We start from the raw sequence: 21261 nt of genomic DNA on the forward strand, positions 1-21261 counted from the left end.
CAGTGTGGGAGCTGGCTTGCCTGCGATAGCGGTCTGTCAAATACAGATGTATTGCTGACCCACCGCTATCGCAGGCAAGCCAGCTCCCACATTGGAATTTCACAAGGCTTATGTTCAGGCCAGGCCGGACTCAACCAACAACGCTTCAAGCCCCATCAAATCCGGCACCTTCGCCACCTGCTCCCCTACCTGCACTGCCGCCAGTTCCAGTGGGCATAGCGGCACATCCACGTAGCTCAATTCGCTATCAAGCTTGTACGAACGCGGGATGCCCTGGATCACCAGCGCGATGAATTTCAATGTCGGCCGCCCACCCAAGGCATTTAACACCACGATCCGCGAGCGCTCGCCGGTCACGCTGGCTTCGCCGCACACGGCTTCAAAGCTGATCAAGGGGATCTGCCGATCGCGCCAGGTCACCTGGCGCAGATACCACGGCGGCGCATCGCTGGCCGGTTCGCCGCGCTGGAAGTCGATCAGTTCGGCGATGGCCACGTTGGGCAGCACCAGGTGGCGGTCGGCCAGGGGCAGCAGCAGGCCGGTGAGTTGGCTGGCGCGGTGGTCAAGCATGGGACTTGCTCCAGTAGGCGATGCTTTCCAGCAGCACCGACTCTTGGTACGGCTTGCCGAGGTAGTCGTTGACGCCAATGGCCATGGCGCGGTCGCGGTGTTTCTGGCCGGTGCGCGAGGTGATCATGATGATCGGCAGGCGCATCAGCCGTGGGTCATTGCGTATCTGGATGGCCACTTCGAAGCCGTCCATGCGCGGCATTTCGATGTCGAGCAGCATCAGGTCCGGGGTGTGCTCCTCAAGCACCGCGAGGGCGTCGATGCCGTCCTTGGCAGTGAGCACGTTCATACCGTTGCGCTCCAGCAGGCGGCTGGTGACTTTGCGCACGGTGACCGAGTCGTCCACCACCAGCACCAGCAGCGGGCGTTTTTTCAACGGGTCGTTGAGCACCAGCGGCGCCTCCACTGCCTGGGCCGGCAAGGCCGGTTGGCGGGCGCGGATATGCGCCAGCAGGTCGATGATCAACACCACGCGGCCATCCCCGAGGATGGTTGCACCGGGCACGCCCTGTACCCCGGCAAACTGTGGCCCCAGGCCCTTGACCACAATCTCGCGGGTACCGGCCATGGCGTCCACATGCACCGCTACGCGCCGTTCATTGCAGTGCACCAGCAACACCGGCACCGGTTGGTATTGGCCGAGCAGTTTCGGGCGGCTGACGGTGTGCAGCAAATCGCCCAGATAAAACAACTCGTAGCGCTGGCCGGCGTATTCATAATGCGGCGGGTCTTGCTGGTAATGCCCGGCCAGTTCATGGGGCAGTACGCGCACCAGGCCTTCAAGGGTGTTGAGGGGGATCGCGTATTGGTCGTCTGCGCATTGCACCATCAGCGCGCGATTGACCGACACCGTAAACGGCAGGCGAATACGAAAGTGCACGCCCACGCCCGGGGTCGAGTCGATCACCATCGAACCACCCAGCTGGCGCACTTCTTCGTGCACCACGTCCATGCCCACGCCGCGCCCGGAGATCTGGGTGATTTTTTCTGCCGTGGAAAAGCCCGGCTGCATGATGAACTGCAGTACGTCGCGGTCGCTGATGATTTGATCCGGGCCAAGCAGGCCGCGCTTGATCGCCTTGCGCCGCACCGCTTCAAGGGGCACGCCGGCGCCGTCATCGCGCATATCGAAGACGATATCGCCGCCTTCGTGAGTCAGGTCCAGGGTAATGCGCCCCTTCTCCGGCTTGTCCGCCTGCAACCGCACCTCGCGCGATTCCAGGCCGTGGTCGACGGCATTGCGCAGCATGTGTTCCAGTGGCGCCGCCATGCGTTCGAGCACGTTGCGGTCCATCTCGCCTTCAGCATTGCCGACGATGAACTCCACGTCCTTGCCCAGTTCCTGCGCCACCTGGCGCACGATGCGCTTGAGGCGTGGCAGCATCCGTTCGAAAGGCACCATGCGCGTGCGCATCAGGCCCTCCTGCAATTCGGTGTTGATGCGCGCCTGTTGCTGGAGCAAATCGTGGGCATCCTGATGGCGCTGCTCCAGGGTGTCCTTGAGGTCGAGCAGGTCGGAGGCCGATTCGGACAACGCGCGGGACAGCTGCTGCAACTGCGAATGGCGATCCATTTCCAGTGGGTCGAACTCTTCGTAGCCCAGGCGTTCGGCCTCGGCTTGCTGACGACTGAGCAGGCGGCCCTGGGTTTCGCTGTCGAGGCGGCGCAGTTGGTCGCGCATCCGCTCGATGGTGGTTTGCACTTCATTGAGTGCAAGGCGCGCATCGTTGACTTGCTGCTCGATACGGCCGCGAAAAATCGAGGTTTCACCGGCGAGGTTAACCAGATCATCGAGCAGTTCGGCGGAGATTTTTACCATGTCGGCGGCGGGATCTACCGCCGCTTCAGCCTTGCCCGCAGGCAACGCAACGGGTACCACCGGCTCGACACTGGGGTGCACCAGGCTTTTGATGCGCTCGATTAGTTTGTCCACCGCCCCCACCGGCAGCCCCTCCGCTACCGCTTCGACCATCTGTGCCAGGCGGTCATGGCAGCCTTGCAGCAGTGCGAACAGCTCCGGGGTCGGCGCCAGCAACCCGGCGGACAAGCCTTCGTAGAGAAACTCCAGCTCATGGGCCAAATCGCCAATCGGCCCGATTTCCACCATGCGCGCCCCGCCCTTGAGGGTGTGCAGGTCACGCAGCAGGGTTTCGACTTCCTGACGGTTGCCCGGCTCGGCCTGCCAGCGCAGCAACGCGCTGCCTGAGCTGTCGAGAATGTCGGCGGCCTCTTCGAGGAAGATATCCAGCAATTCAGGGTCGGCACCCGAGGCCGGCACCGCTGCAACGGGAGTCGCCGGCGTGCTGTTCTGGCGCAGCTCGCGCAGCTTGGCGATCAGCTCGGCAGCGTCGCTCAAGGGCTGTTGCTGTTGCAGTTCTTCCAGTTGCAGGGCCAACCGTTCGTGGCTGGCCATCAGCACCTGAGACAGCTCGGGGGTGTAACTGTAGCGGCGGTCCACCAGGCCCTCGTACAGGCATTCCAGCTCATGGGCCAAGTCGCCCACCGGGTCGACTTCGGCCATGCGCGCACCGCCCTTGAGGGTGTGCAGGTCCCGCTGCAGCGAGGACAACGGCGCGGCGTTTTCGGGCTCCAGCAACCAGCGTTTGAGCGACTGCCCGGCGCTGTCGAGGATATCCACGGCCTCTTCGAGGAAGATGTCGACAATCTCATCGTCCATAGCCGTTTGCTGATCCAGCTGCGCGGTGGCCGCGCCCAGTTCCGAGATACTCAGGGCGCGGCTGCCGTCGCTTTTGATCAGGCCGGTGGCGGATGGGTCCAGTGCGTCATCCAGCAACCCGTGCAGGGCTTGCACCCGCTCCGTCGCCGGGCTGATTTCCTGGCCGGCAGCCAGTTGGTCGAGCATGTTGATCAGGGCTTCGTGGGCCTGTTCGGCCTCATGGAAAAACCGCTCGCTGACCGCCAGGCTGCTTTCTTCCACAGCGCCATACAGGTCGAGCAAGGCTTCGCACAACGCGTCGATGGGGTGCAGGTCGGCGAGGTGTGCGCCCTCCCCCAGGGTGGTCAGTTCATCCAGCAGGGCGGTCAGTTCCTGGCGTTCGCCGGGATGTTGCTGCCAGCGGCGCAACAGGTTCTCGGCGTCGAGCAGGATGTCCATGCCCTGGGCCAGGAAGTTGGTGATCAGTTGCCGATCGCGCTTGATCGGCAGGCCGGTGCCAGGAGCGTCGAGCAGCGTTGCAAGCTGCTGGTCCAGCAGGCGTTGGGTGCGGCTGATCAGGTCGGCCGCGCCCTGGATGGGTGCCAGGGGATCGCTGTCCAGGTCGCGCAGGCCACGCTGGAACAACCCTTCGGCCTCCAGCAGCAACTGCACCTCGTCCAGGTCCAGGGGCAAGCGGTGGGCCTTGTATTCGCGAGTCAGGTGGTCGAGGGGGCGCGCCAGTTCGGCGATAGGCAACACCCCGGCCATGTAGGCACTGCCCTTGAGCGTATGCAGAGCACGTTGCAGTTCATCACTGACCTGCAACGGCACCTGTTCGGCAGCGTGTTGCAGAAAGTGGTTGAGGCTGTCCAGATGGCTCTGGGCTTCGTTGCGGAAGATCTCCATCAGCATCGGGTCATGGGGCTCGCCAGCGGTTGTTGCCGCGCCACTGGCCAAGGCGTGGGCGCGGGCGGCCAGGGCGTCGACTTCGTCGCGCTGGCGTTGGTCGTCGATGGCAAAATCGGCGATCAATTCCGGCAGCACGGCCACGGCGTCATCCAGCACCTGCTGCACCTCGGCGCCAAGGGCGACGCTGCGCTCCAACACGCGGTTGAGCAGGTTTTCCACGGCCCAGGCCAGTTCCGCCAGCACCAGCGCACGGACCATGCGGCCGCTGCCCTTCAAGGTGTGGAAGGCGCGGCGCATTTCGCCCTGGGCGGTTTTGTCCGTGCTGTTGAGCAGGTTGCGGTGCAGCACCTCGAGGACTTCGTCGGTTTCTTCGAGGAAGACTTCGCGCAGCTCATCGTCGATCGGCTCTTCACCGGCAGGCGGCGGCAGCAGGCTGCCGGGGCGTTGCAGGGCCGGTGGATTGAGGCCCGAAGCGGGGCTTGCCAGCGCGTCAAATTGGGACTGGCTGGGTGCCTGTTCGGTCGACAGTGCGCCATCGGGCGCGGCCAACGCCTGGCGCCAGGGTTTTTCGGTCGGCAGATAACCCAGCGCCGCCAGGCTGTGGGTGGCCTGCTCCAGCACTCGTTCGCCGGCGGCATTAGGGTCCTGGAGCATACGCTCCAGGTAATACTCCAGGCTGCTGATCACATCGGCGAACTGTTCCAGCTGCACCTGCGAAGGCGCGATGTCGCTGGTCATCAACTGCTCGTCAACATAATCGGTGCACCCGCGCATCAGGCTCGCGGCACGGGGCAAAGGGATCATCGCCAGTGCGCCACGCACCTGGCTCAGCAATTGCGGCAAGGATTCCAGGCGCTGGCGGTCCCAATGGGCTTCGATGCAGTCGATCACCAGCTCCTTGGCCTGTTTGAGGCACTGGCAGGATTCGGCAATCACTAACTGATGGATCTGGGTCAGGTCGGTGGTGGGCAGCCGGCTTTCCTCGCGGCTTTGCGGCTCCACCGTGCCGATCATGCCGGCCAGCGTGGCTTCGACGTAAAGCAAAGCGCCCGCCACGTCCATCAGCACCGCGTCGTTGGGTTCGCGTTGCCCCTGGGCCAGGCTCAGCACGACGGCCAACTGGTCGATGATCACTTTGCGCGGCTGGCCGAAGCCCAGTACGGCGAGGGTGTCGGCGATCTGCCGCAGGGGCGCCAGCAGCGCGTCGAGTTCGGTGATGTGCTGGCGGTCGCTGCGTACAAACAGATCGAGGCGCTCTTTGACCCGCACCAGTTCCTCACACAAGGCGCCGAGCACCGACCCCATGGCATTGCGGTCCGGGCCGGCCATGCGTGCACGCTCGGCGTCGACCACGGCGCTGTCGGGCAAGGCTTCATCCAGGCCGTAGCGCTCTTTGAGGCTTTGCATGCGCGGCGTTGGCCGGGTGACTTTGGCCACGTAAAACAGCAGGCTTTTGAGCAACTCATCCGGCGCAGGCTGATTGATGCCGCCAATGCCCTGGGTCAGCAGGCGCTTGAGTTGCTTACCGCTGGCCTTGAGCAGGCTGCGCAGCGCCGGGCTGTTGGCGACCACACCGGTCAGCATGCCCTCGACCAGCGCCGAGGCCACCTGCCACAGCGGCAACAGCGGCGCGCCCTGGCACAACGCCTCAAGGCGTGCGAACACCCGCACCATGTCTTCCAGGTTGCTCGGGCCGTGGTCTTCACGCAGCATCCCGGCAAGGGCTTGTTGCAGCAGGGGGTGCCATTGGCGCAACTGCTCATGCAATTGCGGCGTCGCCCGTTGGGCCAGTGTTTCATCAGGCAGCGGCGCGATCGACAGCAGTTGCGGGCTGAACAGGCTGGTTTCCGACAGCAGGCTTTCCCCCCGCGCAGTGCGCAGGTCGTTGAGCAGCGGCAGCACCACCAGCGGCAGGTCACGGCGGGCGCTGTGTACGCGGTCCAGGTACAGCGGCAGTTGGCCGAGGGCTTGTTGCAGCAGGCGGATGCTTTCTTCGCGCTGGCTGACGCCACCGGTCTGGAGCGCCAGGGCCAGTGCCTCGATTTCTTCGGCCAACAGCGCTGCACCGTAGAACTCGACCATTTGCAGGGCGCCATGCACCTGGTGAATCGCGGCCAGGCAAGCGGCGAGGCTGTCACCGTTGCCGGTTTCAACATAGGTGTCCAGCGCCGAACGAGCCTGTTTCAGGGTTTCGGCAATGTCGCCCTTGACCCATTCGAGGGCCACGTAGTCGTGCCGATCAACCATAACTGCTCCGCTTAGAATTCGTGGGTTGCTGGTATCTCACAAACAATGGAGATCCAATGTGGGAGCTGGCTTGCCTGCGATAGCGGCGGGTCAGCAATACATCTGTATTTGACAGACCGCTATCGCAGGCAAGCCAGCTCCCACAGTTGGACTGTGGTGTTCTTCAGGTCGTATTTCAATCGTCCACCTGTTTGGGTGGCGGCAGGGTGAAACCCGACACCGACCTGCGCAACTGACTGGCCATCTTCGCCAGGTTACCAATGCTCTCGGCGGTCGCGGTGGACCCAGACGATGTCTGCGTGGTGATCTGCTGGATCACATTCATGGTCAGGGAAATCTGCCCCGCCGAAGACGTCTGTTGCTGCGCCGCGTTGGAAATGCTCTGGATCAGCGCCGCCAGGGTTTTCGACACGCCTTCGATCTCTTCCAGCGCGACTCCGGCGTCCTGGGCCAGGCGGGCGCCGCGTACCACCTCGGTGGTGGTCTGCTCCATGGAAATGACCGCTTCGTTGGTGTCAGCCTGGATCGCCCGCACCAGGGTTTCGATCTGCCGGGTGGCCGCCGATGAGCGTTCGGCCAGGCGTTGCACCTCATCGGCCACCACCGCAAAACCGCGCCCGGCGTCGCCGGCCATGCTGGCCTGGATCGCAGCGTTGAGAGCAAGGATGTTGGTCTGGTCGGCAATGTCGTCGATCAGGCTGACGATGTCGCCAATTTCCTGGGACGATTCGCCCAGGCGCTTGATGCGCTTGGCGGTGTCCTGGATCTGTTCGCGAATGTTGTCCATGCCGTGGATGGTGTTGTGCACCACCTCGTTGCCTTTGTTGGCGATCTCCACCGAGCGTTCCGCCACCGCTGAGGACTCGGCCGCATTGGCCGATACCTGGTCGATGGACTGCGCCATCTGGTTGATCGCGGTCGAGGCTTCGGCAATCTGCTGCGCTTGATGCTCCGACGCCTGGGCCAGGTGCATGGCGGTGGCCTGGGTGTCTTGCACCGCACCGGCGACTTGCCCGGCCGTCAGGTTGATGGTGGCGACCAGGTCGCGCAACTGGTCGACGGAATAGTTGATCGAATCGGCGATGGTGCCGGTGAAGTCTTCGGTGACCGAGGCGGTGACGGTAAGGTCGCCGTCGGCGAGGTCTTCGATTTCATCCAGCAGGCGCATGATCGCGTTCTGATTGCGCTCGTTCTTCTCGGCGGTTTCATGCAGTTGGCGGTTGGTCTCGCGCACCATCACCAGGCCGATCAGGATGATCGAGGCCAGCGCCAACAGGCCCAGCACATAGCCACCGATGGTGTCGAAACTGCGCCCGCCGGCAAGGTTTTCAAAACCGGTGGCCAGGTGCGAGGCTTCATCAAGCAGGGTTTGCGACAGGTTGAAGATATGGCTCGCCGAGGCGCGCACCTGGAACAACTGCGGCGAGGTTTCGAGGATTTCATCCACCGAGCCTGAGACAAACTCGAACAGCTCGGCAATCTCCGCCAACCGCACGCGGGCGTCAGGGTCTTCGACCTGAGTGATGCGCAACCCGGGGTTGCCGTTGAGCATACCGTTGAGCACCACGCCGAAACGGTTGGCGTCGCGACCGAAGGCATCAGCGGCCTGCACGGCGGTTTCATCGCCCGCGAGCACGGTGTTGACCGCCCCCAGGATCCGTTCGGCCAGCAGCGACTGGCGCTGGGCCAACGCCACCTGGCTGGCCGGAGCGCCGCGTTGCAGCAGGATATCGACGACCTTTTCCGACTCCATTTGCAGTTGCGGCACGGTTTCGGCCAGGGTCGCCGCCACCTGATGCAGCGACAATACGGTCTGCTCGCTGGCGAGGATCGCATCGGTGTTCTTCAGCAGCGCTTCCCAGTCGGTCTGCACCGCACGCATTTCAGCGCGCACCGCGCTGGGTGCGGCGGGCAGGCCGGTCTGCGGATCGCCCTTTTTCAGGTAGCCCCAGCGCTGGGCAAAATCGTTGCGCGCCTCGCCCAGCAGCTTGAACGCGGCGGCCTTGCCGGCGGCGGCCTCGGTGGCGTTCTTGGCAATGCGCTGGGACAGCACGCGCAGCTCCCCGGCGTGGCCGATGTACTGCTTGTCGTAGGTGGACTGGGTGTTGAGGTACGCAAAGTTGGCGAACAGCAACATGATGAACACGATCAAGGCGATAAACAGCACGATGATCTGCGAACGGCTGCGCGAAGCGGCCTGGGGTTTGGGCGTAGTAGGGGTGCTCATGCGGCGACATCCATGAAGCCAGGGGCCTGGGCCAGGGCGAAGGGGCTGAAGACTTGCCACTGCGGGTCGCCGTCGAACTGGCCCTGGATAAATGGCGCGCCGGAGGCGGTACTGGCCATCCAGGCGTCCAATGGGAAGTGCTGCATACCGACCACTTCGTCTACCAGCAGCCCGACAAACACGTCGTTGAACTCCACGACCAACACTCGCCGTTGCTTGCGCGCCTTGGACAGCTCAAGGCCTAGGAAACCGCCCAGGTCCAGCACCGGCAGCAAGCGCCCGCGCAGGTTAGCCACGCCCTTGACCCAGGGCTTGACCCCCGGCATCAAGGTGCAGCGCGGCTCATGCAACACCTCGGCGACTTCGCCCATGGGCGCCACGTACCAGTGCGGCCCCAGACGAAAGCCGATACCGCTCCAGCGTTGCAGGCGGGTTTCCTGGGACGGCAGGTCGGCGGCCAGCAGGCGGCAACGGCGGTCGATGTCCAGCAGCAGCTCGAAGGCAGTTTGCGACTCGGTCATGATCGCGAGCCTTTAGCCGGCCAGTACCTTGTTCAGGGTGGCAATCAGCGTGTCTTCGTCCACCGGCTTGGTCAGGTAATCCTTGGCGCCCTGGCGTGCGCCCCAGATCTTGTCGGTTTCCTGATCCTTGGTGGTGATGATGATGATCGGAATGCCGTTGGTTTCCGGCTCCTTGGACAACTGGCGCGTGGCCTGGAAGCCGTTAAGGCCCGGCATCACGATATCCATCAGCACAGCGTCGGGCTTTTCCTGACGGGCCAGCGCTACGCCGTCCGCGCCGTTTTCGGCTTTCAGGACTTGATGGCCATGCTTTTCCAACATGCCGGTCAGTTTGTACATTTCGGTCGGCGAGTCGTCGACGATCAGAACACGTGCCATGGTTTTCCCCACTACATTGGTCGGCGCCGGCCCTTGTGGGGTGGCGTCAGTGTGCTTGTTCTACTGCGGCGAAGGCAGGCACATAGGCCTTGATCGCACCCAGCAGTTCTTCCTTGCTGAACGGCTTGGTCAAAAATTGATCGACACCCACGATGCGCCCCTTGGCCTTGTCGAACAGGCCGTCCCTGGAGGACAGCATAATCACCGGGATCGACTTGAACGCCGGGTTGTTCTTCACCAGGGCGCAGGTCTGGTAGCCATCCAGGCGCGGCATCATGATGTCGACAAAGATAATGTGCGGGTGATGATCCACAATCCGCGCCAGGGCATCGAAACCGTCGATGGCGGTGATGACCTCGCACCCCATGTTCTTCAACAGCGTCTCGGCGGTGCGGCGGATCGTTTTCGAATCGTCGATCACCATCACTCTCAAGGCGTTGGAATGCTGTTCCATATCTGCTCTACCATCGCCACAGCGAATCGGTTTTCGGTGTGTCCTGCCTGATGTTGCACAGGATGAGCGCCGCAAGCCTTGGAATTCAAGGGCTGCTACGCCGTGGCAGTCTTTTTAGCACAGTCTCCGGGCGCAATCTATCGAGGCACCCACCCGGTGGTTTTTCCTTGACCCACAACAACCACAGCGCCACTCTGACGCCACTTTTATGCGCCCCAATTTGCTAGAGGAAATCCCCCATGAGCGTTCGCGTCGGCATTGTCATGGACCCTATCGCCAGCATTTCCTATAAAAAGGACAGTTCGCTGGCCATGCTCCTGGCCGCCCAGGCCCGCGGCTGGACGTTGTTCTATATGGAACAGCGCGATCTGTACCAGGGCGACGGCGAGGCGCGTGCGCGGATGCGCCCGTTGCAGGTGTTTGCCAACCCCGAGAAATGGTTCGAGCTTTCGGATGAAATCGACAGCCCCTTGAGCGACCTCGATGTGATCCTGATGCGCAAGGATCCGCCGTTCGACATGGAGTTTGTGTACTCCACCTACCTGCTGGAGCAGGCCGAACGCGCCGGCGTGTTGATCGTCAACAAGCCGCAGAGCCTGCGCGACTGTAATGAAAAGCTGTTCGCCACCCTGTTCCCGCAGTGCACGCCGCCGACGGTGGTCAGCCGCCGCGCCGATGTACTGCGTGAATTCGCCGCCAAACACGGCGATGTGATCCTCAAACCGCTGGACGGCATGGGTGGTACCTCGATCTTCCGCCACCGCGCCGGCGACCCGAACCTGTCGGTGATCCTCGAAACCCTGACTGCGCTGGGCACCCAGCAGATCATGGGCCAGGCTTACCTGCCGGCGATCAAGGACGGTGACAAGCGCATCCTGATGATTGACGGCGAGCCGGTGGATTACTGCCTGGCACGCATCCCGGCGGCGGGCGAGACCCGTGGCAACCTGGCGGCCGGTGGTCGTGGTGAAGCACGGCCTTTGTCGGACAAGGACCGCTGGATCGCCGCTCAAGTTGGCCCAACCCTGCGGGAAAAAGGCCTGCTGTTTGTCGGACTCGACGTAATTGGTGAGAACCTCACAGAAATCAACGTCACCAGCCCAACCTGTATTCGCGAGATCGACAATGCATTTGGCACGAACATCGGCGAAATGCTGATGGCCGCCATTGAGCGCAAGCTACAAGCCAAGTGACATAGAACAGCCGGACACACACCAACATTGCGTTATCATGCGCCACCTGTGAAACGCGCGATGTTGGTTTTCTTGTCATGACGCTCCCGTCCGAACTGCCCCCAGAATTCACCCATAAAGGCGTGCGCCCGGCTGATCGGCTCGGATTTACCCTGTTTCTCGCCGCATTGATTCACCTTGCCTTGTTGCTGGGCGTGGGCTTTACCATGGTTGAGCCCAAGCAAATCACCAAAACCCTGGAAATCACCCTGGCCACGTTCAAAAGTGAAAAGAAGCCCGAAAAGGCTGATTTTCTTGCCCAGGACAACCAGCAGGGCAGCGGCACCCTCGACAAGAAAGCCGTGCCCAAGACCACCGAAGTGGCGCCGTTCCAGGACAACAAGGTCAATAAGGTCACCCCGCCACCGGTGCCCAAACCCGAGGTCAAGCAGGCTGCGCCCAAGGCCGCCGTGACCACCGTCGCGCCCAAGCCGCAAAAAGCCCCGACCCAGCGCGAAAAAACCAGGACTGAGCCCAAGCCCGAGCCGGTGAAGCCCGCGCCAACCTTCGACAGTTCGACGCTGTCCGACGAAATTTCCAGCCTGGAAGCCGAACTGGCCCATGAACAACAGCTGTACGCCAAGCGCCCGCGCATCTACCGCCTGAACGCTGCCTCGACCATGCGCGACAAAGGCGCCTGGTATAAGGACGAGTGGCGCAAAAAGGTCGAGCGCATCGGCAACCTCAACTACCCGGACGAAGCCCGGCGCCAGCAGATTTATGGCAACTTGCGCTTGCTGGTGTCGATCAACCGTGACGGTTCGCTCTATGAAGTGCAGGTGCTGGAGTCCTCCGGCCAGCCGCTGCTGGACCAGGCCGCCCAGCGCATCGTCCGCCTGGCCGCGCCCTTTGCGCCATTCAGCGGCGACTTGAACGACGTGGACCGCCTGGAAATCATCCGCACCTGGCGGTTCGCCAAGGGCGACCGGTTGTCCAGTAACTGACCCGCCCCGCCTACTGTAGGAGCGAGCTTGCTCGCGAAAAACCCCAGGACGACACGTTCATTCAGGCAGCACGCATAATCGTTGACGACCTTCGCGAGCAAGCTCGCTCCTACACTTGTCAGTTCGCCCCTCCAACGCCACACTAGCGGACATGAAAAACGTCAGCCCGACCTACCTCAAGCACCAATTCCTGATCGCCATGCCCCACATGGCCGACCCGAACTTTGCGCAAACCTTGACCTACATCGTCGAGCACACGGCCAATGGCGCCATGGGGTTGATAGTCAACCGTCCGCAGGAGCTGAGCCTGGCTGATATCCTTGAGCAATTGCGCCCGGAAATCGACCCACCGGCCAGTTGCCAGGAGGTGCCGATTTACATCGGCGGGCCGGTACAGACCGATCGCGGTTTTGTGTTGCACCCCACCGGGCCGCAGTACCAGGCCACCGTAGACCTTGAGGGCGTATCACTGTCCACGTCTCAGGACGTGCTGTTCGCGATCGCCGATGGCGTCGGCCCTGAGCAAAGCGTGATTACCCTGGGCTACGCGGGTTGGGAAGCCGGACAACTGGAGGCCGAACTGGCGAGCAATGCCTGGCTGACCTGCCCGTTCGACGCCGACATCCTGTTCAATACCGCCAGCGAACTGCGCCTGGATGCCGCCGCCGCCAAGCTGCGGGTCAACCTTAGCTTGTTGACCAGCCAGGCGGGGCACGCCTGATGGCCTTGCGTCTGATCCTGGGTTTTGACTACGGCACCAAACAGATCGGCGTAGCGGTCGGCCAGGTTATTACCGGCCAGGCCCGCGAGCTGTGCACCTTGAAGGCCCAGAACGGCATACCGGACTGGAACCAGGTCGAAGCCCTCATTAAGGAGTGGAAGCCCGACGCCGTGGTGGTCGGCCTGCCCCTGAACATGGACGGCACCCCCAGCGACATGTGCCTGCGCGCCGAAAAGTTCGCCCGCCGCCTCAATGGCCGCTACAACCTGCCCTTCTATACCCACGATGAGCGCCTGACCACCTTTGAAGCCAAGGGTGAACGCCGTGACCGGGGCGGGCAGAAGGGCAGTTACCGCGACAATCCGGTGGACGCCATCGCCGCCGCCTTGCTGTTGCAGGGCTGGCTGGATGAAAACACTGCTTTATTTGAATCCTGACCCGCCGCAGTCCTGTGGGAGCGGGCTTGCCCGCGAAGAACGTTAACGATACCGCGTGAAGGCTGGATGAACGCGGTGCCCCTGAGTTTTTCGCGAGCAAGCTCGCTCCTACACACTTAATAAGGAGCCCCTATGAGCCTGCCCAATCCCGCCGAACTGATCAACCAGATGGCATTACGCCTAAAGGCGCACCTGGAACACCGCGCCATCAGCGAACCGCGTTTTATCGGCATCCGTACCGGCGGCGTCTGGGTAGCCCAGGCCTTGCTGGAAGAACTGGGCAGCGATTCGCCTCTGGGTACGCTGGACGTGTCCTTCTACCGCGACGATTTCAGCCAGAACGGCCTGCATCCGCAGGTGCAACCGTCGGCTCTGCCGTTCGAGGTTGAAGGCCAGCACCTGGTCCTGATCGATGACGTACTGATGAGCGGCCGTACCATCCGCGCCGCCATGAACGAACTGTTCGATTACGGCCGCCCGGCCAGTATCACACTGGTCTGCCTGCTGGACCTGGATGCTGGCGAATTGCCGATCAGCCCGGATGTCGTGGGCGCAACACTGTCCTTGCAAGCCCGGCAGCGGGTAAAATTGTCCGGTCCCACGCCGCTCGAACTCGAACTGCAAGACCTTGCCCCTTAAACCGCCTTGTACAGAGTCCCCGCGATGACGCCTCTAGATGCCAAGCGCCCGCTGCAGCTCAATGCTCAGGGTCAGTTGCAACATTTCTTGTCCCTCGACGGTTTGCCCCGCGAACTGCTCACCGAAATCCTCGACACCGCCGACTCGTTTCTCGAAGTCGGTGGCCGCGCGGTGAAGAAGGTCCCGCTGTTGCGCGGCAAGACCATCTGCAATGTGTTCTTCGAGAACTCCACCCGCACCCGCACCACCTTTGAGCTGGCGGCCCAACGGCTGTCAGCCGACGTGATCACGCTGAACGTGTCCACCTCGTCGGCGAGCAAGGGCGAAACCCTGCTCGACACCCTGCGCAACCTCGAAGCGATGGCCGCCGACATGTTCGTGGTGCGCCACGGCGACTCCGGCGCCGCGCACTTCATTGCCGAGCATGTGTGCCCGCAGGTAGCGGTCATCAACGGCGGCGACGGCCGCCACGCCCACCCGACCCAGGGCATGCTCGACATGCTCACCATCCGTCGGCACAAGGGCAGCTTTGAAAACCTCTCGGTCGCTATCGTCGGCGACATCCTGCACTCCCGTGTAGCACGCTCGAACATGCTGGCCCTCAAAGCCCTGGGCTGCCCGGATATTCGCGTGATCGCACCGAAAACCCTGCTGCCCATCGGCATCGAACAGTATGGCGTGAAGGTCTACACCGACATGACCGAGGGCCTTAAGGATGTGGACGTGGTGATCATGCTGCGCCTGCAACGCGAGCGCATGGCCGGTGGCCTGCTGCCGAGCGAGGGCGAGTTCTATCGCCTGTTCGGCCTGACCACCGCACGTTTGGCCGGGGCCAAGCCGGATGCCATCGTGATGCACCCGGGGCCGATCAACCGCGGGGTGGAGATTGAGTCGGCAGTGGCCGATGGCTCGCAGTCGGTGATTCTGAACCAAGTGACCTACGGCATCGCGGTACGCATGGCGGTGCTGTCCATGGCCATGAGCGGGCAAACCGCGCAACGTCAATTCGAGCAGGAGCAGGCCCAGTGAAGCTCAGTATTCTCGGCGCCCGAGTCATCGATCCAGCCAGCGGCCTGGACCACGTTACCGATCTGCATCTGGACGCCGGCAAGATCATCGCTATTGGCGCCGCACCCGCCGGCTTCAATGCCATCGAGAACATCGACGCCAAGGGCCTGGTGGCGGCGCCCGGGCTGGTGGACCTGAACGTCGCCCTACGCGAGCCGGGCTACAGCCGCAAAGGCAATATCAACAGCGAAACCCAGGCCGCTGCGGCCGGCGGCGTGACCAGCCTGTGCTGCCCGCCGAACACCAAACCGGTGCTGGACACGTCGGCGGTGACCGAGCTGATCCTCGACCGTGCGCGTGAAGCCGGTAATTGCAAAGTGTTTCCCGTCGGCGCCTTGAGCAAGGGTCTGGATGGCGAACAACTGGCCGAACTGATCGCCCTGCGCGACGCCGGTTGCGTCGCCTTCAGCAACGGCCTGGAAAGTTTTCGCAGCACCCGCACGCTGTGCCGCGCCCTGGAATACGCAGCCACCTTCGACCTGACGGTGATCTTCCACTCCCAGGACCGCGACCTGGCTGAAGGCGGCCTGGCCCATGAAGGGGCAGTCGCCAGCTTCCTCGGCCTGCCGGGCATCCCGGAAACCGCCGAAACCGTGGCCCTGGCCCGTGACCTGTTACTGGTGGAGCAAAGCGGCGTACGCGCGCACTTCAGCCAGCTGACCAGCGCCCGCGGCGTCGCCCTGATCGCCCAGGCCCAGGCCCGTGGCTTGCCGGTGACGGCGGACGTGGCGTTGTACCAACTGATCCTGACGGATGAGGCACTGATCGACTTCTCCAGCCTGTACCACGTGCAGCCACCGTTGCGCACCAAGGCCGACCGTGACGGCTTGCGTGCGGCGGTTAAGTCGGGCGTGGTCTCGGCGATTTCCAGCCATCACCAACCCCACGAGCGCGACGCCAAGCTGGCGCCGTTTGGCGCCACCGAGCCGGGTATCAGCAGTGTGGAGTTGTTGCTGCCATTGGCCATGACCCTGGTGGAAGACGGCTTGCTCGACCTGCCGACGCTGCTGGCGCGCCTGAGCGCCGGCCCGGCCGACGCCCTGCGCCTGCCGGCGGGCAAGCTGGCAGTGGGCTCACCGGCGGACCTGGTGCTGTTCGACCTGGCAAGCTCAACGGTTGCCGGGGAGCATTGGCTGTCCAAAGGTGAAAACTGCCCGTTCATCGGCCACAGCCTGCCGGCGACGGTGCGCTACACCTTGATGGATGGGCGGGTGACTTACCAGGCCTGATGCCGGCAAAACTGTAGGAGCGAGCTTGCTCGCGAAAAACGTATAGGCGATGAGGGCTGCCTGTCAGCCCTGCGTCATCGTTGACGTTCTTCGCGAGCAAGCTCGCTCCTACAGGTTATTCAGCGGCCGTTATTACGCTCGGCATTGCCGATCGAGATCTGCGTATTCAACGTCCAGAAGTCATACAGCACCCCAATCAGGAACAAACCGCCGGTCAGCAGGTAGATCAGGCCGGTGATCCATTTGCCCTGGTACATACGGTGCACACCGAACAGGCCCAGGAACGCCAACAGAATCCAGGCCACGTTGTATTCGATGGGCCCGGCGGTAAAGCGCAGGTCGGCTTCACGGTCCATGGCCGGAATCAGGAACACGTCGATCAACCAACCAATGCCCAGCAGGCCGAAGGTAAAAAACCAGATCGTGCCGGTCACGGGTTTGCCGTAATAAAAGCGATGCGCCCCGGTAAAACCGAAAATCCATAGCAGGTAACCGATCACCTTGCTGTGGGTGTCTTGCTGCTGACCAACCTGTTGATAGGTGTTCATGGAGTACCTCTTTTGCTTCGATAGATAAATTTTTTCATTTTCTTTGTGACTTTTTTACGAGCGCCCGACGTACGGCAAATGTTATCTTCCTGCCCTCAAAGCCTTATGCCACCTGACTTGTGTAGGACAATTGCGGCAATTCGTCGCGTTTTTCCTGGATTTGACCCCAAGGTTCAGTCGACAAACGGCCTGAGAACGACACAAAAAGCTGTTATAAAGTTGCGCGCAAACCCATAAGAGCCACGCCTAATGCGACCATTTTTCAAGACATGGCTGACCATCTGCCTATTAATGCCACTGGCCGCCCACGCCACCAATCGTGAGCAACGACTTCCGAACGTCAATGGTTTCACCCCTAAAGTCCACAGCACAACCAGCACGGCCAAATCGGTAAAGCTGACCGTCAACCGCCCGACTCAACTGAGCAAGGCACACGGTAAAGCAACACCGGGCCTGATGGCAGTCAACACCAAGCAAAGCAGCAACGTCCTCAGCCGTGCCGTCAACGTGCTGGGTACTCCTTATCGTTGGGGCGGCAGCAGCCCAAGTAAAGGGTTTGACTGCAGCGGCCTGGTTAAATATGCATTCAACGATGTAAAAGCGGTGGATTTGCCACGCACCTCCAACGCCATGGCGGCCGGCCACGGCTTGAAGGTTGATCGCAAAGACCTGAAGCCTGGTGACTTGTTGTTCTTCAAGCTCAAGAGCCGCCAGGTCAATCACGTTGCCATCTACCTGGGCAACGACCGTTTCATCCACGCACCGCGTCGTGGCAAATCGGTGAGCATCGACACGCTGAAAAAGCCGTTCTGGAACAAGAACTACGTGATTGCCAAGCGCGTGCTGCCTAAAGAGCAGAACAGCAACCTGCGGATCGTGCAGCGCTAAGCCAGGCGCCACTGAAGCTCCCCATTTGAAATGCAATCAAATGTGGGAGCTGGCTTGCCTGCGATGACGGTGTGTCAGTTGGCAGAGAGAGCGCCTGACAGCCCGCTATCGCAGGCAAGCCAGCTCCCACATTGAGTATCTGTGCGTTTTAGATATCGGCAGGCACCCTCGCCTTCTCCCGCGCATCGTCTCGACTGACCACGCCTTGGGCAACCAGCGCCTTCAAACTCATATCCAGCGTCTTCATCCCCAACGCCACTCCCGTCTGGATCGCCGAGACCATCTGCGCCACCTTGTCCTCGCGGATCAGATTGCGAATCGCCGGAGTGCCCAGCATGATTTCATGGGCGGCCACGCGACCGCCGCCGACCTTCTTCACCAGCACCTGAGACACCACCGCCTGCAGCGACTCGGACAACATCGAGCGGACCATGGCCTTTTCCCCGGCCGGGAAGACGTCCACCAGCCTGTCTACGGTCTTGGCAGCCGAGCAAGTGTGCAGGGTGCCAAACACCAGGTGCCCGGTCTCTGCGGCCGTGAGCGCCAGGCGAATGGTTTCCAGGTCGCGCAATTCGCCCACCAGGATCACATCCGGGTCTTCCCGCAGGGCCGAGCGCAGCGCCACAGAGAAGCCGTGGGTATCGCGGTGCACCTGGCGCTGGGTGATCAGGGCCCGTTTCGGCGTGTGGACAAATTCGATGGGGTCTTCCAGGGTGAGGATGTGCTGGCGTCGGTGCTGGTTCAGGTGGTCGATCATTGCCGCCAATGTCGTGGACTTGCCCGAACCGGTAGGCCCGGTGACCAGCACCAGGCCACGGGGGAACTGCGCCATGCGCTGGAATACCTCGCCCAACCCCAGGTCTTCCAGGCTCTGAACCTCGGTCGGGATGGCACGAAACACCGCGCCTATACCGCGATTCTGGCGGAATACGTTGGCCCGAAAGCGTGCGATTCCCGGCAACTCGAAGGCAAAATCCGTTTCAAGAGATGTTTCGAAATCCTTTTGTTGGTGTTTATTCAACAAAGGGCTCACCAGATCGACCAGTTGCGCTGCGCTCAGCACCGGCTCATCCATCGGCCAGACCTCGCCATCGACTCGCAACATCGGCGCCAGGCCGGCCGACAAATGCAGGTCACAGGCGCCACGGCTTACGCTGGCCGTCAGCAATTGCGTGATATCCATAGGGCTTTCCATTTCCAGTAGAATGCCGCGGACTCCATATCCACGGGCGCATCTTGAATGTCGACGATAGCAGACAACATTGGCCTGGTTAGCCAGCGCATCCGCGCCGCAGCCGACGCCGTGCAACGTGACGCAAGCAGCATCCACCTGCTGGCCGTGAGCAAGACCAAACCCGCACAAGCCGTGCGCGAAGCCTATGCCGCCGGGATGCGCGACTTTGGCGAGAATTACCTGCAGGAAGCCCTGGGCAAACAAGCGGATTTAACCGACCTGCCCTTGAGTTGGCACTTCATCGGCCCCATTCAATCGAACAAGACTCGCGCGATCGCCGAGAACTTCGCTTGGGTGCATTCCGTGGACCGCCTGAAAATCGCACAACGCCTGTCCGAACAACGCCCGGCCGACCTGCCGCCGCTCAATATCTGCATCCAGGTCAATGTCAGTGGCGAAGCCAGCAAGTCCGGCTGTACGCCTGCCGACTTGCCGGCCCTGGCTAACGCGATCAGCGCCCTGCCGCGCTTGAAGCTGCGCGGCCTGATGGCGATCCCCGAGCCAACCGAAGACCGTGCCGCACAGGATGCGGCGTTTGCCAGCGTGCGCGACCTGCAAGCCAGCTTGAACCTGGCGCTGGACACACTTTCCATGGGCATGAGCCATGACCTTGAGTCGGCCATCGCCCAAGGCGCCACTTGGGTGCGCATCGGTACCGCTCTGTTTGGCGCCCGCGACTACGGCCAGCCGTGAAATGGCTGACTTCCATCTGAATAAGGACCTGTCATGAGCAACACGCGTATTGCCTTTATCGGCGCCGGTAACATGGCGGCCAGCCTGATCGGCGGCCTGCGGGCCAAGGGCCTGGACGCTGAACAGATCCGCGCCAGCGACCCGGGCGACGAAACCCGCGAGCGCGTCAGCGCCGAACATGGCATCAAGACCTTCGCTGATAACGCCGAAGCCATCCACGGCGTCGATGTGATCGTGCTGGCGGTCAAGCCCCAGGCCATGAAGGCCGTGTGCGAAAGCCTGCGCCCAAGCCTGCAGCCGCATCAGTTGGTGGTGTCCATTGCCGCCGGCATCACCTGCGCCAGCATGAAAACCTGGCTCGGCGACCAGCCGATCGTACGTTGCATGCCCAATACCCCGGCATTGCTGCGCCAGGGCGTGAGCGGTTTGTACGCCACCGCCGAAGTCAGCCCGCAGCAGCGTGACCAGGCTCAGGCGTTGCTGTCTGCGGTGGGCATCGCCGTATGGCTGGAGCAGGAACAGCAACTGGATGCGGTCACCGCTGTTTCCGGCAGTGGCCCGGCCTACTTTTTCCTGTTGATCGAGGCCATGACCGCCGCCGGCGTCAAGCTGGGCCTGCCCCACGACATCGCTGAACAACTGGCTGAGCAAACGGCCCTGGGCGCCGCGAAAATGGCAGTGGGCAGCGATGTCGATGCCGCCGAACTGCGCCGTCGGGTAACGTCGCCGGGCGGCACCACGCAGGCCGCCATCGAATCGTTCCAGGCCGGGGGCTTTGAGGCCCTGGTGGAAAAAGCACTGGGTGCCGCGGCACATCGTTCGGCCGAAATGGCTGAGCAACTGGGCAAATAGTCGTCCCTTACCAAGGTAATCAAACATGCTCGGAATCAATGACGCTGCCATTTTCATCATTCAGACCTTGGGCAGCCTGTACCTGCTGATCGTGCTGATGCGCTTTATCCTGCAACTGGTGCGTGCGAACTTCTACAACCCGCTGTGCCAGTTCGTGGTCAAGGCCACACAACCGCTGCTCAAGCCTTTGCGCCGGGTGATCCCGAGCCTGTTCGGCCTGGACATGTCGTCGCTGGTGCTGGCGTTGCTGCTGCAGATCCTGCTGTTCGTGGTGATCCTGATGCTCAACGGCTACCAGGCATTCACCGTATTGCTGTTGCCGTGGGGCCTGATCGGTATTTTCTCGCTGTTCCTGAAGATCATTTTCTGGTCGATGATCATCAGCGTGATTCTCTCGTGGGTCGCGCCCGGCAGCCGTAGCCCGGGTGCCGAATTGGTGGCTCAGATCACCGAGCCGGTGCTGGCACCCTTCCGTCGCCTGATCCCGAACCTGGGTGGCCTGGATATCTCGCCGATCTTTGCCTTTATCGTGATTCAGCTGCTGCAGAGCTGGGTGATTCCACGCCTGGCGTACTTTGCCTACATGCCCAAAGAGCTGTTCGGCCTGATCTGAATGCCGTAGCGCCTGTGGGAGCTGGCTTGTGTGGGAGCTGGCTTGCCTGCGATAGCATCACCTCGGTGTGTCTGAAAACCGCGGTGCCTGCATCGCGGGCAAGCCCGGCTCCCACATAAACCCTTCCCACATTTTGTATCTGCGTACTGGTACAGACCATTGCTTGCCGCTGGGGGCCCCGCTCTTTAGACTTACGCCTCA

19 protein-coding genes are annotated in these 21261 nt (G+C 62.2%); 11 read left to right on the plus strand and 8 right to left on the minus strand.

All coding sequences use genetic code 11. The features are described from left to right. Positions 1-114: 114 nt before the first annotated feature. From JFT63_RS13305 to pilG, 6 genes are all read right to left on the minus strand, one after another. Positions 115-570: a chemotaxis protein CheW gene (locus JFT63_RS13305; RefSeq protein WP_005792246.1), complete on the minus strand. Its 456-nt coding sequence runs from the start codon at positions 568-570 to the stop codon at positions 115-117. Continuing rightward, positions 563-6382 carry an Hpt domain-containing protein gene (locus tag JFT63_RS13310; protein WP_198844132.1) on the minus strand — a complete coding sequence of 1940 codons (5820 nt, stop codon included), beginning with the start codon at positions 6380-6382 and terminating at the stop codon, positions 563-565. The genes JFT63_RS13305 and JFT63_RS13310 overlap by 8 nt, the downstream gene beginning before the upstream one ends. Before the next feature lie 175 nt (positions 6383-6557). Then, on the minus strand, positions 6558-8609 hold the full coding sequence (locus JFT63_RS13315; RefSeq protein ID WP_057702129.1) for a methyl-accepting chemotaxis protein: 2052 nt from the start codon (positions 8607-8609) through the stop codon (positions 6558-6560). Beyond that, positions 8606-9130 (minus strand): chemotaxis protein CheW, encoded by a 525-nt coding sequence (locus tag JFT63_RS13320; RefSeq protein WP_032878938.1) that lies wholly within the window; start codon positions 9128-9130, stop codon positions 8606-8608. Before JFT63_RS13320 ends, JFT63_RS13315 begins: the two co-directional genes overlap by 4 nt. 12 nt (positions 9131-9142) lie before the next feature. Then, positions 9143-9508 carry a twitching motility response regulator PilH gene (pilH, locus tag JFT63_RS13325; protein ID WP_003234583.1) on the minus strand — a complete coding sequence of 122 codons (366 nt, stop codon included), beginning with the start codon at positions 9506-9508 and terminating at the stop codon, positions 9143-9145. Between the two features lie 46 nt (positions 9509-9554). Beyond that, a complete protein-coding gene (pilG, locus tag JFT63_RS13330) occupies positions 9555-9962 on the minus strand; it encodes a twitching motility response regulator PilG (protein ID WP_057702127.1) in 408 nt (135 codons plus the stop codon). Positions 9963-10201: 239 nt separating this feature from the next. On the opposite strand from pilG, the gene gshB reads away from it, so the two are divergent. From gshB to JFT63_RS13365, 7 genes are all read left to right on the plus strand, one after another. Then, positions 10202-11155 carry a glutathione synthase gene (gene gshB, locus JFT63_RS13335; RefSeq protein ID WP_005792255.1) on the plus strand — a complete coding sequence of 318 codons (954 nt, stop codon included), beginning with the start codon at positions 10202-10204 and terminating at the stop codon, positions 11153-11155. Between the two features lie 77 nt (positions 11156-11232). Continuing rightward, entirely contained in the window at positions 11233-12138 is a 906-nt protein-coding gene (locus JFT63_RS13340) for an energy transducer TonB (protein WP_057702126.1), read from the plus strand. A 151-nt stretch (positions 12139-12289) separates the two neighbouring features. Beyond that, positions 12290-12859: a YqgE/AlgH family protein gene (locus tag JFT63_RS13345; protein WP_057702125.1), complete on the plus strand. Its 570-nt coding sequence runs from the start codon at positions 12290-12292 to the stop codon at positions 12857-12859. Then, the gene (gene ruvX, locus JFT63_RS13350) at positions 12859-13296 is read left to right on the plus strand and encodes a Holliday junction resolvase RuvX (protein ID WP_005792259.1); all 438 of its coding nucleotides are present in this window, start codon (positions 12859-12861) and stop codon (positions 13294-13296) included. Before JFT63_RS13345 ends, ruvX begins: the two co-directional genes overlap by 1 nt. Positions 13297-13428: 132 nt before the next feature. Beyond that, the gene (gene pyrR / locus JFT63_RS13355; RefSeq protein ID WP_057702124.1) at positions 13429-13935 is read left to right on the plus strand and encodes a bifunctional pyr operon transcriptional regulator/uracil phosphoribosyltransferase PyrR; all 507 of its coding nucleotides are present in this window, start codon (positions 13429-13431) and stop codon (positions 13933-13935) included. A 24-nt stretch (positions 13936-13959) separates the two neighbouring features. Further along, positions 13960-14964 carry an aspartate carbamoyltransferase catalytic subunit gene (locus JFT63_RS13360; RefSeq protein WP_057702123.1) on the plus strand — a complete coding sequence of 335 codons (1005 nt, stop codon included), beginning with the start codon at positions 13960-13962 and terminating at the stop codon, positions 14962-14964. After that, complete coding sequence (locus JFT63_RS13365) at positions 14961-16232, plus strand: dihydroorotase (protein ID WP_198844133.1); 1272 nt, start codon at positions 14961-14963, stop codon at positions 16230-16232. The genes JFT63_RS13360 and JFT63_RS13365 overlap by 4 nt, the downstream gene beginning before the upstream one ends. Before the next feature lie 119 nt (positions 16233-16351). On the opposite strand, the gene JFT63_RS13370 is transcribed toward JFT63_RS13365, so the two are convergent. Next, positions 16352-16780, minus strand: coding sequence for an NINE protein (locus tag JFT63_RS13370; RefSeq protein WP_057702121.1), 429 nt, complete (start codon positions 16778-16780; stop codon positions 16352-16354). Between the two features lie 249 nt (positions 16781-17029). On the opposite strand from JFT63_RS13370, the gene JFT63_RS13375 reads away from it, so the two are divergent. Beyond that, a complete protein-coding gene (locus JFT63_RS13375; RefSeq protein ID WP_057702120.1) occupies positions 17030-17668 on the plus strand; it encodes a C40 family peptidase in 639 nt (212 codons plus the stop codon). A 148-nt stretch (positions 17669-17816) separates the two neighbouring features. Here the strand turns inward: JFT63_RS13375 and JFT63_RS13380 are convergent, their stop codons facing one another. After that, entirely contained in the window at positions 17817-18851 is a 1035-nt protein-coding gene (locus JFT63_RS13380; RefSeq protein WP_198844134.1) for a type IV pilus twitching motility protein PilT, read from the minus strand. 57 nt (positions 18852-18908) lie between these two features. Between JFT63_RS13380 and JFT63_RS13385 the strand changes: the two genes are divergently transcribed. From JFT63_RS13385 to JFT63_RS13395, 3 genes are read left to right on the plus strand one after another with little or no spacing between them, the layout of a single operon-like run. After that, complete coding sequence (locus JFT63_RS13385) at positions 18909-19595, plus strand: YggS family pyridoxal phosphate-dependent enzyme (protein ID WP_186561572.1); 687 nt, start codon at positions 18909-18911, stop codon at positions 19593-19595. Between the two features lie 33 nt (positions 19596-19628). Beyond that, positions 19629-20447, plus strand: a complete 819-nt coding sequence (proC, locus tag JFT63_RS13390; RefSeq protein ID WP_057702117.1) for a pyrroline-5-carboxylate reductase — start codon at positions 19629-19631, stop codon at positions 20445-20447. A 25-nt stretch (positions 20448-20472) separates the two neighbouring features. Then, positions 20473-21060, plus strand: coding sequence for a YggT family protein (locus tag JFT63_RS13395; protein WP_003195087.1), 588 nt, complete (start codon positions 20473-20475; stop codon positions 21058-21060). Positions 21061-21261: the final 201 nt, after the last annotated feature.

Source organism: Pseudomonas sp. MF7453 (genome assembly GCF_016405455.1).
Classification (GTDB): Bacteria; Pseudomonadota; Gammaproteobacteria; order Pseudomonadales; family Pseudomonadaceae; genus Aquipseudomonas; species Aquipseudomonas paralactis.